The following is a 13,253-nucleotide window of genomic DNA, read 5'->3' as shown; positions in this document are numbered from 1 at the left end:
CGAGAGTTCACCCCATGCGTAAATCACTAGTAGCACTAAGCGTTCTAGCTGCTTCTGCTGTTCCAGCAGTAAATGCGGCAGACTACTCTGACGACATCCACAAAAACGACTACAGCTGGTCTCAGTTCAACCTGATGATGGCAGTTGACGAACTACCAGGCGAATCTACTCACGATTACCTAGAAATGGAATTCGGCGGTCGTTCGGGCATCTTCGATCTATACGGTTACGTTGACGTATTCAACCTAACTAGTGATCCAGGCAGCGACAAAGCTGACGCAGAAAAGATCTTCATGAAGTTCGCACCGCGTATGTCTCTTGACGCTGTTACAGGCAAAGACCTGTCTTTCGGTCCAGTACAGGAGCTATACCTAGCAACTGTTATGGAGTGGGGCGGTATGTCTGGTGTTAACTCTCAGAAAATCGGTCTGGGTTCTGACGTAATGGTGCCATGGTTGGGCAAAATCGGCCTAAACCTATACGGTACTTACGATTCAAATGCAAAAGACTGGAACGGTTACCAGATCTCGACTAACTGGTTCAAGCCATTCTACTTCCTAGACAACGGTTCATTCATCTCTTACCAGGGTTACATTGATTACCAATTCGGTATGAACGATGATGTACCAGGATTAAGCACGTCTAACGGCGGTGCGATGTTCAACGGTATCTACTGGCACTCTGACCGCTACGCAGTGGGTTACGGCCTGAAAGCGTATAAAGATGTATACGGCCTGAAAGATGGCGGCTTCGCTGGTAAAACTAGCGGCGTTGGTCACTACTTCAGCGTAACTTACAAGTTCTAAGTTGCAGCTCTCGTAGTTGACAGAAAAAAGCACCTTCGGGTGCTTTTTTATTTCTGGTACAGTGGCCAGCCCCCCCCTCTCAAATCTAAGATAGAAATTACTTTCGAGACACCCCACCTTTGTTGTTCATTTCTGGCACATTTTTCCAGCATTAAGATTTTCATACGCAAGATCCTTGCCGCAGTTACAAGACAACGCACCAGGCATGCACTATTCCGCTAGCCTTTAATGAGCACTGGACTACGCCAGACTACATGGCCTTCAGTGCCCACAGGCAATGGCAAATGGCTAGCGAGACACTATCATGTATAAAACCCTGACCGCTTTAAGTATCAGCGCAGCAGTGATGCTGCCAACTGTCAGCTTTGCTGTCGATTATTCAGATGATATCCATAAAAACGATTATAAATGGCTTCAATTCAATCTTATGTATGCCCTCGAGGAACTCCCTCGCTCACCCGATGCACGCTCCGGTCATGATTACTTGGAAATGGAATTTGGTGGCCGCTCTGGCATTTTTGATCTCTACGGTTACGTCGATGTCTTCGATTTAACCAATCACGATGCCAGCGATAAATTTGAACAACCAAAGATATTCATGAAATTTGCTCCCCGCGTATCACTCGATGCCATGACCAAAAGAGACCTTTCTATCGGGCCGTTTCAGGAATTCTATATCGCAACGCTCTTTAACTGGGACGGAGGCTATGGCAAAGAAAGTGCTTTCCCCCCGGTCAACAACTCCTTCTGGGGGATAGGGTCTGACGTCCAGGTCCCTTGGTTTGGCAAGGTCGGCCTTAACCTTTATGGGCTTTATGATATCAATAACAAAGACTGGAACGGCTTGCAGTTATCAACTAACTGGTTCAAACCCTTTTACACCTTCGCCAATGACAGTTTCATTGCCTACCAAGGGTACATTGATTACCAGTTTGCGGCCGATGACACCTTCAAGGGTAATCCACAAGCCAACCATGGTGGGGTGATGTTCAATGGCTTCTACTGGCATTCTGACCGCTATGCCGTCGGTTATGGCTTCAAACTCTATCACGATGTCTACCTAATAGAAGATAGCAGTGGCTTCGAGTCTACCGGTATTAGTCATTATTTTTCTGTCACCTATAAATTCTAAAGCCGCATCTTAAACCGCTCAGGGAAGAGCGGACTAAATCTCTTCTTCCCCGCTTTAACGGTGTTATTATCTCGTCATCGTCATCCACTCTACACGGAAGCAAGTTGTGAACATTACCATTATCGGAGCTGGTGCCGTTGGCAGGCTATGGGGCTGTAAACTCGTCAATAAACATCAAGTCCACTTCTGGACGCGTGATAATAGCCAGCGACTGGCCATCCAATTATCAGAAATGAATACAACACAGTCACCCATTCATCCTGAGTCCCAACAAGCAAGGACCTTTCATTTTGAGGCCAACCAGCCCGCTTTACTGACCCACAGTCAGTTGGTATTGATCACAGTTAAAGCCTTTCAGGTCGAGGGGGCTATTGAGGCCATCAGACCGTACCTGTCTCCCGAGACCGCCGTTGTGGTCATGCACAACGGTATGGGAAGCCAGCAGACCGTATTGAACCTGCTGCCCGATAACCCGATTATTTACGCGACAACAGCCCAGGCCGCGTTCCGCCCAAATGAAAAAGAAGTGTGCCATACCGGGATTGGCCCCACATTGCTGGGGAGCCTTACCCCTCATGCTAACCCGTACCAACAACTCGGCCAGATATTTAATGATGTCTTGCCCCCTTGCCAATGGCAGGAAGATATCAACCAACCGCTATGGCGCAAGCTGGCTATCAATTGCGCCATCAACCCACTGACAGCCCTCCACAATTGCAAGAATGGCGATCTAGCTCGGGCAGAATTTGATACAGAGCTGACGGCAATTTGCCAAGAAGTCGCCGAGGTCATGTCCGCAGAGGGATACCCGGTTACCGCTTCAGCGCTAAGACAGCTGGTTGATACGGTGATAAATGCAACAGCCAGTAATTATTCTTCCATGAATCAGGATGTTTGCCATCAAAGGCAGACAGAAATCGACTATATTAGCGGGTATCTCATTGCCCGGGCGGCAGCACACAACATTGACGTGCCCCACAACCATCGCCTGTGGCAAGCTATAAAAGAATTGGAGGGAAAATACCATGACCAATGACAGCACCAGCCCGAACCCGATCAAGGTCGCAGTATGCATTGCACCGGGAACGGAAGAGATAGAAGCCATTACAACTGTCGACATGTTGGTTCGCGCCAATTTTTCGGTAACAACGGCCAGCGCAGCCTCCGACGGGGCGTTGATCATGGAAGGCTCGCGAGGGATCAAACTGGTTGCCGATACGGCCTTGGTCAATATTGCCGATGAACCGTTTGATTGCGTGGTACTTCCGGGTGGGCTTGGCGGGGCAGAATGCTTCCGCGACAGCCCGCTGCTGGTTGAGTTTGTTAAACAGCACAAATACGATGGCAAGTTAGTTGCCGCTATTTGTGCCGCACCAGCGGTGGTACTTGAACACCACCAGCTCTACCCCGACGCCCTGATGACATCGCACCCTAGCTTCCACGACCGTATTCCAACAGAGCGACTGCGCACCAAGCGAGTGGTGTATGATGTCAACAACCGCCTGCTGACCAGCCAAGGGCCGGGCACCGCAATGGAATTTGCATTTGAGATCATCAACCATCTTGCCGGCAAGGAAAAATCGGCCGAGGTCGCCGAGCCGATGGTGGTGTGGCCGAACATGCACTACACCGTTTTGCCAAGGAAATAAGCAAGGTATAAAACGACAGACATAAAAAAACGAGAGCCTTAGCTCTCGTTTTTAAGGTTCGAGTTTCTAGATCCTCGTTCCTAGAATGTACGCTCTTTCGAGAAACTAGGTTCCAGGCTCGTCTTATCCTAGGGCCTGCCTTTACGGACGATAGACCTTCACATTGTCAAAACCGTTCTCTTTCAGGTATAGCGCCTGCAAGCGGCTCATTACACCACGATCACAGTACAGCAGGTAAGTTTTATCCTGCGGTAGATCACCGAACTGGGTCGCCAGTTTGTAGAACGGAAGGTGCTTCACATCGACGTTGTCGAGCTCAAGCGGGCTCTCGTCCTCTTCATCTGGGCTACGGATATCCAGTACCACGGCATCCGTTTCGATCTGGTCTACCAGTTCGATTTCCGGTGCTTGCTTCTGGCTTTCTTTCTCAATATCTCGAATATCAATCACACGCGCCTCGGAAACCACTCGGTCTAGAACAGTGTAATCGAACTTCGCTTCCTCAGTTTCCAGTTTATGCAGTACCGCTTTCACCGTCGGACTCTTGGAAATCACACCACAAAATTCCGGCATGGTCTTGGCAAAGTCTTCGGTACCGATCTTACGGGCAACATCAATGATGTCTTCTTTGTCCCAGTTGATCAATGGACGCAGGATCAGCGTATCGGTCACGTTATCAATATGGCGCAGGTTCGTCAGGGTCTGGCTCGATACCTGACCCAGTGCTTCACCGGTCACCAATGCTTGAATACCGAAACGCTCGGCAACCATACCCGCAGCACGCATAAACATACGTTTAAGCACGACGCCCATCTGGCCGTCATCAATGTTTTCAAGGATTTCGCCAACAACAGGCTCGAAGTCGATCGCGATAAACTTCACTTTAGCGGATGAGCCATACTTCTTCCACAAGAAGTGAGAAACCTGCTTTACGCCGATTTCATGAGCTGGGCCGCCCAAGTTGAAGAAACAGTAATGCACTTTACTGCCGCGCTTGATGTGAAGATAACTTGAAACACCTGAGTCAAAGCCACCAGAAATCAAACTCAATACGTCTTCCTGAGTGCCAAGCGGGAAACCACCCAAGCCTTTGTGGCGAGCAAGGATCTGGTTCAGCTTTTCATTTTGTACTTCGACACGGACAGTTATATCCGGGTTCTTTAGCTTCACCGACGCCGACTCAACAGCCTGGTTGAGTCCACCGCCCACATAACGCTCAAGCTCGATCGAGGTAAAATCATGCTTACCGGTACGTTTGGCACGAACACAGAAGGTTTTGCCTTCTAGAGTGTTACCAACATGCGCGAGAGTCTGCTCGTAGATGTCGTGCAAATCGGTGAAGTCAGTTTGCTTAACTTCCAGCACATGGTGGATACCCGGAGTCTGGGTCAAGACCGTCAGTATCGCTTCACGCTGGCTGTCGTCTTTTGGCACCACTTCAATATGGCTGCGGCGATTGATCACCGCAATAGACTCACATGAACGCTGAAGGATAATGCGAATGTTACATTCTAAGATTCTGGTAAAACGCTTACGTACCGATTCACTCTTTACGAAAATCTCAGGATGGGGTTTAACAATAAATTTCATAACACGCTTCGCTACACTGGGCCAAACAATACCAAAAAGGCTGAAAGGCGCGGATTATACAGCAAGCAGGCTGTTGCTGAAACAAGGATATTATATATCTAAGTAACTTCAAGGTGCTTAGATATAGTGTAGGCATATTTTCATTTGTCGTTAGACAGTTGCTTGAACCTCATAAAACAAAGGCCGGCTCCCATTAAGAGCCAGCCTGAAAAATAGCAAACGAATGGAGCACTATTGCACGGGACGGGAAGAGATTTCCTCGCTGTAATGCGGCTCACCCTGCATGATCGAAATGTCTACCCGCCGATTGGCTTTGCGCTCTTCCGGTGTAGCATTCTCATTCAGAGGCTGGGTACCCGCCAGCCCAACCACACGCAGGCGCTGGGGATCAAACCCTTCAACCTGCTCCATTTCCTGAGCCACCGACACTGCACGTTGCGCCGATAAATCCCAGTTGGAGCGGTAGAGCTCGGAGTCCAGTTTCTGGTTGTCAGTATGGCCACTGATTCTGATCCCCCCGGGAACATCTTTCACCAAATCAGCAACCTGACGGATCAACGGGCGAAATTTAGGTTGCAGGAAGGCCGATCCTTCAGGGAAGGCCCCTTTTTCCTTAATCCGGATCACCACTTGCTGACCAAGGTTCTCCACTTCGATGGCCCCTTCATCTATTTCGCGATTCAGTGCCTGCTTGAGCACATCCAGCAACTGCTCTTGGGCTTCCGACATTTCCGATTCGTTATTCTGGTTTTGCTCAGTTGCCACTTCAGCACTCTGTCCCCCCGTCATCTTTCCGGCGTCTCGCTTGGTGCCTCCGGCACGATCTGAATCACCTTCATGAAAATCCAACGTCCGCTGGGTCATGTCAATGGTCTGCTGCATGATCACCTCAATGGGCGTTGGCTCTGGCCGACCAGGGCGAAACTCCTGGGCGATCACACTGGTCCCTTTGGGAATGTCTTTCACTTCCAGCATATTTTGTACCCCAAAGGCGAATTTCATCGAGCCAGCAATCTGCTTGAATTTCAGCACATCCATTTCTGAGAATGACAACAACAGAACAAAGAAACACATCAGCAGCGACATCAAGTCGGCAAAGGTGCCCATCCACTGTGGCAGACCCGGAGGGGGACATTTATGTTCTTCTTCCATCAGCCCCTCTTAATCGTCAACGTTAATGGTACGTTTTTTCTCATTGAGATAGTTTTTCAGGTAGCTGTCGATAACCCGGGGGTTCTGACCATCCTGAATTGCCAATACTCCATCGAGGATCAGACGGCGATTGAGTTTTTCTTCATCTTTACGAAGGCCCAACTTGGCTGCAATTGGCAGCATTACCATGTTGGCCATGATAGCACCGTACAGCGTTGTCAATAGAGCGACCGCCATCGCGGGGCCAATGGATTTAGGGTCATCCATATTAGACAGCATGGCCACCAGACCAATCAGGGTACCAATCATCCCCATCGCCGGGGCAACATCGCCAAGTGCCTTAAAGATACTGATCCCCTGCTCATGACGCTCGTTGGTCAAGGCAATGTCTTTTTGCAGCGTCGCCCTAACCACATCGGCATCATGCCCATCCACCAGCAAATCGACACCTTTGCGCAGGAAGCTGTTATCCACTTCCATCTCTTCAAGCGCGAGAAACCCCCCTTTACGGGCGGCATCGGCCATCTCGACAATTTTGGCAATCAGATCTTCCGGGTTGTCGTTCTTGAACATGAATGCCTTAACGGCAATCTTGGTGGCACCCAAAAATTGGCCAACGCTGTATTGCATCAAGGCTACAAACAACGAACCACACAAAACAATCAGAATCGACTGGGTGTCAACGAACATGCCAAAGCTGCCACCTAGCACCATGGCCATAATGACAAAGGCAAATGCCCCAATTAATCCTATAAGGGTCGCCAAATCCACGTGGTAGTCTCCAGTTCGTTGCACTTGTGAATCAATATTGAACGGTACATTGTATCTAGCCCCTTGTGACCTTTCAAAGCCGCAATGCCAAAAGGGCTGCATTCGTTCATTATTCGTGCTTCAGGTGACCTCAGTATGAAGCTAACACCATCAGTTTTTATTGCTGAAACTTATTATCGGCACTTTGCTGCTTAGGTTTAGCCTTGAAAAGAGAAAAAAAGAAAAATCCTGCTTGCGACACAGATTACTGTGAGATAATTTGACCCAGATTACGCTCTACGCTATTTTTCGAGCACTTAGATAAGAAGCGACACCATTATGGCAGCCAAAAAACCTGAAAATATGGCCTTTGAAGCCGCACTGGATGAACTAGACGCTATCGTCAATGAGTTGGAATCCGGTGACATTGCGCTCGAAGATGCGCTGAAAAAATTCGAACGCGGGATAGCCCTTGCCCGTACCAGCCAGCAGAAACTGACCCAAGCCGAACAGCGCGTTGAAATACTGCTTCAGGCAGATGACGACGCCCCCCTGACCAAATTTGATGCAAACAATGAATAACACGCCATCACTGTCGCAATCACTTCAGTTTTATCAAGCGCGCAGTAACCAGCAACTTAGCCTGTGGATTGATGCCCAGCCCTTTGCTGGTCTACCGCTGATCAAGGCGATGGAACACGGCACCCTTCTAGGAGGCAAGCGCGCCCGGCCATTTCTTACCTATGTCACGGGTGAGATGCTCGGGGCCGACATTGCCGATCTCGATACCCCTGCTGCGGCCATTGAATGCATCCATGCTTATTCATTGATCCACGATGATCTCCCCGCGATGGATGACGATAACCTGCGCCGCGGTCAACCGACCTGCCATATCGCTTTTGATGAAGCGACAGCCATTCTGGCCGGTGATGCGCTGCAAACCCTGGCGTTTGATATTCTCGCCTCAGGGCCACTGAGTACCAATGGCGATACCAACCGAGTGGCAATGATCAGCGAACTGGCCAAGGCCTCTGGTGCCCAAGGCATGTGCATGGGCCAAGCCCTTGACCTTGATGCCGAAGGCAAGCATGTCGGCATTGAGCAACTCGAAACCATCCATCGCCACAAAACCGGGGCATTGATCCGCTGTGCAGTTCGCCTCGGTGCACTCGCTGCTGGGGAAAAAGGCGTTGCCGTTTTACCTCAACTTAATGCCTATGCCGATGCAATTGGTTTGGCGTTTCAAGTCCAAGACGATATTCTAGACGTAATAAGTGATACTGAGACCTTGGGCAAACCACAAGGTTCAGACATCGAGCTGGAAAAAAGTACCTATCCTGCTCTTCTCGGGTTGGATGGCGCCAAGGCAAAAGCTCAGCAACTGTACCAACAGGCACTACACGCATTGAGTGCAATACCTTACAATACAGAACAATTAGAAGTTTTTGCCCGATACGTCATCGAGCGCAATAACTAAAAACAGCAAAGCGCCGTGAATGTTATGACACTGGATATTTCGAAATACCCTCATTTGGCGTTGGCCAACACCCCAGATGAGTTACGCCTACTGCCCGCAGAAAGCCTGCCGGCAGTGTGCGACGAGCTACGCACCTACCTACTAAATTCAGTCAGCCAGAGCAGTGGCCACTTTGCCTCTGGATTGGGTGCTGTCGAGTTAACCGTCGCGCTGCATTATGTATACAATACGCCGTTCGATCACCTGATTTGGGATGTGGGCCACCAGGCTTACCCGCACAAGATCCTGACCGGACGTCGCGACCAGATGCCAACCATCCGCCAGAAAGGTGGGGTGCACCCATTCCCATGGCGTGAAGAGAGCGAGTACGATGTACTGTCCGTCGGTCACTCATCGACCTCGATCAGTGCCGGACTGGGTATGGCCATCGCGTCTGAAAAAGAAGGTCTAGGCCGTAAGGTCGTCAGCGTCATTGGTGACGGTGCCATTACCGCAGGCATGGCTTTCGAAGCCATGAACCATGCCGGTGATGTCCACTCGGACATGCTGGTGATCCTGAACGACAACGAAATGTCGATCTCGGAAAATGTCGGTGCCCTGAATAATCACTTGGCGCGTTTGCTGTCTGGCAATCTCTACGCCACTATCCGCGAAGGCGGTAAGAAAGTCCTGTCTGGTGCGCCACCAATCAAAGAATTGGTCAAGCGTGCCGAAGAGCATCTCAAAGGCATGGTGGTTCCGGGAACCATGTTCGAAGAACTGGGCTTCAACTACATCGGTCCCATTGACGGCCATGATGTCGAGGAGTTGGTCAAGACCCTCAAGAACATGCGTAACCTAAATGGGCCGCAGTTCCTGCACATTATGACCAAAAAAGGCAAAGGCTATGCCCCTGCCGAAGCAGATCCGATCAACTACCACGCAGTACCTAAGTTTGATCTGAGCCAGAACCCGATCCCGAAAGCAAAAAGCCAACCGACCTTCTCCAATGTCTTCGGCGACTGGCTGTGCGACATGGCCGAGCAGGATGAAAAGCTAATGGCTATCACGCCTGCTATGCGTGAAGGCTCTGGCATGGTGCGCTTCTCCAAAGAGTATCCATCTCAATACTTTGATGTGGCAATTGCCGAGCAGCATGCTGTGACACTGGCAACCGGTATGGCGATTGGTGGTTACCACCCAGTGGTAGCGATTTACTCGACCTTCCTGCAGCGTGGCTACGACCAGCTGATCCACGATATCGCGATTATGGATCTGCCGGTGATGTTTGCCATCGACCGCGGTGGGCTTGTGGGTGCTGACGGCCAAACCCACCAGGGAGCCTTCGACATCAGCTTCATGCGCTGTATTCCGAATATGGTGATCATGGCCCCGAGTGATGAAAACGAGTGCCGCCAGATGCTCTACACCGGTCACATACACCAAGGTCCGAGTGCGGTTCGCTATCCTCGCGGCAGTGGTACGGGTATCGCGCCAGAGCGTGAAATGACCGCCTTGCCTATTGGTAAGGGGATGGTTCGCCGCGAAGGGGATAGCGTCGCCATCCTTAGCTTCGGCACCATGCTGAGCTATGCGCTGGAAGCCGCAGAGAACCTCAATGCGACTGTTGCCGATATGCGATTTGTGAAGCCACTTGATGAAGCGCTAATCCTCGAGCTGGCCGCCAACCATGATGTGTTGGTAACGGTTGAAGAAAATGCGATTGCTGGCGGTGCCGGTAGCGGTGTCAATGAGTTCTTGATGAAACAAAAAGTACTCAAGCCGGTATTGAACCTTGGCCTCCCTGATCGCTTTATCGAACAAGGCACACAAGCCGAGCTTCACGCCATGCTGGAGATCGACGGCCCGGGTCTCGAAAAACAGATCCGTGCTTACATCGATTAGGCCTCCACGCGCTAATCAGAACAAAAAACTCTGCGCCCCAAGCAACGACGGTTACTTGGGGCGCTTTTTGAGCCTTTTTTAATTACTCATTCTTCTCACGGGCCCTTTTCAACACCATCCCCTGATACCCTGCCAGCGAGACCTGGTTCACTTCCGGCCCCAAGCTGCCATCAATATTCACCTGTTGGTAGTTGCCGTCAAGATCGACCTCCAACGGTAGCACAGAGAAAAATTCAGCCTGATTACGCTCTCTCGCGCCGCGATAAAGGACGAGCCCCTTACTGTAGCGGCGCGCAATGACACCTTGAGCGGGAAAACCACCAAACCAGCCACTGCGCTGAAGCCAATACCACCCGGAAGGCTGCAGCGGAATACCGCCGATTTCTGTTGCCGCTGAGTTTGCCTGCTCGCCTTGATTGTCGAAGATGACTCGTTCAGTACCAACTGGAGCGGACTCAGGCAACCCAATATCGACCTCGAGCATTGCCGTGGGTTGATAAGCAACGTTCTTGGCAATACCAGCCTGGTACCAGTTGCTCAGCTTGGTATTGCCACTGCCATAGCGGTAGCTCTGGTTCCAGCTATGGTAATAAGTCAGCCCGGGCACATTGAAGAGGTAATACTGCGCCAGCCCGGTTTCGATATCCTGCTGCCATGCCGCAGGGTCCGACGGTGAATACTGGCTCCGCCCTCCTTTGGTGGAAGCCATGATCAAGCTCTTGTCCTGTTGGCTCGCGAGCGCAAAATTATCCCAATAGCGCTGTAGGCGGTCGAGCCCAATAGCTGGGGTCAGGTAGTGCTCACGCAACCAGACATCAATCACCTCCCTGAGTTCTGGCGGCCATGGTGCATAGTGCCAAAGATTAAGCTCGGAAATATTGGCGGCCAGCCACTGTGTCCCGGTTAACGTTTTAACTTGTTTGAGGAAACGGGCAAGCTGCTTGGCATACTCAAACTCTGCCTGTTTAGTCCCCACGATCATGGCAAGCTCTCGAACCTCTCCACCCGATATGACCGTGAACTGATTGTCACCCAGTAACTTCGCCATATCATCGTTATACGCGCCGGAGAGCCCTTGCTGTTGCCAGTCTTCTTGATACCACTGGGCATGCAGTTTATTGAAAGCATTATCGAGGAAGTTAACCCGGTACCAGCATGTCCCGGGCCACATATAACCTGCCGGAATGAGCCTGGCCTGATGGCGAAAGCGCGCTGATGCCTGTCGATTGGTTCTGGATGAGTACTCGCGGTGATTAACATAGCCATCACCATTTACATCATTGGCAGGATCCCAACCCGGAATCAATATACGTTGCTTACGCACCTCAAGCCATGGCGTTATTGCTAATGATTCCACTTGCGTGGGCTGTCGCCAGGCGAGCTCTAGCATCCATACCCGCAACCCAGCACCGAGTCCCGGTTCGCCGGTGTTTAGCTGACGCCCTTGATACCAAGGCAGGGCACTGTGCCATGGTTGCTCCAGTTGCAGCTGCCCTTCATATCTGATCGCCCAATCATCCCCAGACAGTATGTGCCACTCCACATCAAGCGGCCGCCATTTTCCGACATTTCCTTCCTTATCGGTCACGTGCCGGGCAATGTTCGGTAACCCACCCGCCTTGACCGACAATCGCTCAAACGGGTAAGAAGCAAACATCACCAATCTATCATCTGGCTCGAGCTTAATCGGCAAACGAGCCGTCGAAAATTGACCGTTGCGGATCAACAATAAGTGATAAGGGCGTCCCTCGAGCAAATAGTCCAAGCCCTTATTGGGCTTATTCATTGCCAGTTGAGTATCTTCGGCAAAATGCAGGTACCCATCTTCCACATCTATGCCTAAGCTCAAGGCTTTCCGACTCAGCCAAGCCTCCTGCTTACCCGGGCGGCAATCAAACTTCTGGGCATACATGTATCCCATTGCATTCATCCGGCGGTTAATCTCAACATCCTGCATGCTGCCAAACACCACATCGGCATGCTGGCTTTCCCACATTTTCAATTGCTCGGCGGTTACTGGGCTACCGTCAACTATCGTCTCTTGCCAGCTGCCGGGCAACACCCACGCCGTCCCAGTAGAAGGATATACCTGGGCCAAACAGACCGGTGACAACAACATAAGCCCAACAAGCCAATAAACCCGATTCAGTACACTCAACCGCTAATCTCCCTATCTCTAGCCTCTAGCCTCTAGCCTCTAGCCTCTAGCCTCTAGCCTCTAGCCTCTAGCCTCTAGCCTCTAGCCTATTAAAGCTTAGTCTATTGAATTAGAAATAAAAAAACCGCGCAAAAGCGCGGTTTCAATAGCAACGTCGGGGGCGTCAGATTACCAGCCCAGCCAATGGCCCAAGCCCCAAAGGGCAATCATTGCCATAAAGCCGGCCAGAATATCGTCAACCATGATCCCCAAGCCACCGTGAACGTGTTTGTCCAGCCAGCTGATCGGCCACGGCTTGACCATATCGAAGAAACGGAACAAGACAAAGCCCGCCAGCACCCACTGCCAGCTCACCACCGGGGCAATCGCCATGGTGATCCAGAATCCAACAAATTCATCCCAGACGATACTGCCATGGTCATGGACACCCATATCATCAGAGGTTTTTTGGCAAATGGTGATACCGATAATCGCGGCTGCCACGGTGATCACAAGATAGGCCGTAAAGGGTAATTGCACCATCAACAAATACAGCGGGATCGCTGCCACAGTGCCCATCGTGCCCGGAATGACAGGGGAAAGCCCGCTACCAAAGCCGGTAGCCAAGAAGTGCCATGGGTTTTTCAGGTTAATTTTATCTTTTGGGTTTGCCACA

General features: G+C 50.9%; 12 protein-coding genes. 7 read left to right on the top strand and 5 right to left on the bottom strand.

All coding sequences use genetic code 11. The annotated features are described in order from the left end of the window. The first annotated feature begins 14 nt into the window (after positions 1–14). The 4 genes from C9I99_RS19875 (at position 15) to yajL (ending at position 3,587) form a co-directional block, all read left to right on the top strand. Positions 15–806 carry a nucleoside-specific channel-forming Tsx family protein gene (locus C9I99_RS19875; protein WP_107350574.1) on the top strand — a complete coding sequence of 264 codons (792 nt, stop codon included), beginning with the start codon at positions 15–17 and terminating at the stop codon, positions 804–806. Positions 807–1,110: 304 nt separating this feature from the next. Then, complete coding sequence (locus C9I99_RS19870) at positions 1,111–1,938, top strand: nucleoside-specific channel-forming Tsx family protein (RefSeq protein ID WP_107350573.1); 828 nt, start codon at positions 1,111–1,113, stop codon at positions 1,936–1,938. 106 nt (positions 1,939–2,044) lie between these two features. Beyond that, the gene (gene panE, locus C9I99_RS19865) at positions 2,045–2,974 is read left to right on the top strand and encodes a 2-dehydropantoate 2-reductase (RefSeq protein ID WP_107350572.1); all 930 of its coding nucleotides are present in this window, start codon (positions 2,045–2,047) and stop codon (positions 2,972–2,974) included. Next, positions 2,964–3,587: a protein deglycase YajL gene (gene yajL, locus C9I99_RS19860; protein WP_107350571.1), complete on the top strand. Its 624-nt coding sequence runs from the start codon at positions 2,964–2,966 to the stop codon at positions 3,585–3,587. The genes panE and yajL overlap by 11 nt, the downstream gene beginning before the upstream one ends. Positions 3,588–3,728: 141 nt before the next feature. Here yajL and thiI read toward each other — a convergent pair whose 3' ends face one another. From thiI to pomA, 3 genes are all read right to left on the bottom strand, one after another. Continuing rightward, on the bottom strand, positions 3,729–5,177 hold the full coding sequence (gene thiI, locus C9I99_RS19855; protein WP_107350570.1) for a tRNA uracil 4-sulfurtransferase ThiI: 1,449 nt from the start codon (positions 5,175–5,177) through the stop codon (positions 3,729–3,731). A 231-nt stretch (positions 5,178–5,408) separates the two neighbouring features. Next, positions 5,409–6,329: a flagellar motor protein MotB gene (locus C9I99_RS19850; RefSeq protein WP_208113435.1), complete on the bottom strand. Its 921-nt coding sequence runs from the start codon at positions 6,327–6,329 to the stop codon at positions 5,409–5,411. 9 nt (positions 6,330–6,338) lie between these two features. Continuing rightward, positions 6,339–7,100: a flagellar motor protein PomA gene (gene pomA, locus C9I99_RS19845; RefSeq protein ID WP_107350568.1), complete on the bottom strand. Its 762-nt coding sequence runs from the start codon at positions 7,098–7,100 to the stop codon at positions 6,339–6,341. Positions 7,101–7,418: 318 nt separating this feature from the next. Here pomA and xseB point away from each other — a divergent pair, with 318 nt between their 5' ends. From xseB to dxs, 3 genes are read left to right on the top strand one after another with little or no spacing between them, the layout of a single operon-like run. Further along, positions 7,419–7,661, top strand: a complete 243-nt coding sequence (gene xseB / locus C9I99_RS19840) for an exodeoxyribonuclease VII small subunit (protein WP_107350567.1) — start codon at positions 7,419–7,421, stop codon at positions 7,659–7,661. Continuing rightward, entirely contained in the window at positions 7,654–8,556 is a 903-nt protein-coding gene (ispA, locus tag C9I99_RS19835; protein ID WP_107350566.1) for a (2E,6E)-farnesyl diphosphate synthase, read from the top strand. Before xseB ends, ispA begins: the two co-directional genes overlap by 8 nt. Before the next feature lie 24 nt (positions 8,557–8,580). Next, positions 8,581–10,440 carry a 1-deoxy-D-xylulose-5-phosphate synthase gene (gene dxs, locus C9I99_RS19830; protein ID WP_107350565.1) on the top strand — a complete coding sequence of 620 codons (1,860 nt, stop codon included), beginning with the start codon at positions 8,581–8,583 and terminating at the stop codon, positions 10,438–10,440. A gap of 82 nt (positions 10,441–10,522) precedes the next feature. On the opposite strand, the gene C9I99_RS19825 is transcribed toward dxs, so the two are convergent. Both C9I99_RS19825 and pgpA read right to left on the bottom strand, forming a co-directional pair. After that, positions 10,523–12,598 carry a hypothetical protein gene (locus tag C9I99_RS19825; RefSeq protein ID WP_243734655.1) on the bottom strand — a complete coding sequence of 692 codons (2,076 nt, stop codon included), beginning with the start codon at positions 12,596–12,598 and terminating at the stop codon, positions 10,523–10,525. A gap of 168 nt (positions 12,599–12,766) precedes the next feature. Beyond that, the gene (gene pgpA / locus C9I99_RS19820) at positions 12,767–13,252 is read right to left on the bottom strand and encodes a phosphatidylglycerophosphatase A (RefSeq protein ID WP_107350564.1); all 486 of its coding nucleotides are present in this window, start codon (positions 13,250–13,252) and stop codon (positions 12,767–12,769) included. Position 13,253: the final 1 nt, after the last annotated feature.

Source organism: Photobacterium lutimaris (genome assembly GCF_003025555.1).
GTDB classification, from domain to species: Bacteria; Pseudomonadota; Gammaproteobacteria; order Enterobacterales; family Vibrionaceae; genus Photobacterium; species Photobacterium lutimaris.
This window is presented reverse-complemented; position numbering and strand designations above follow the sequence as displayed.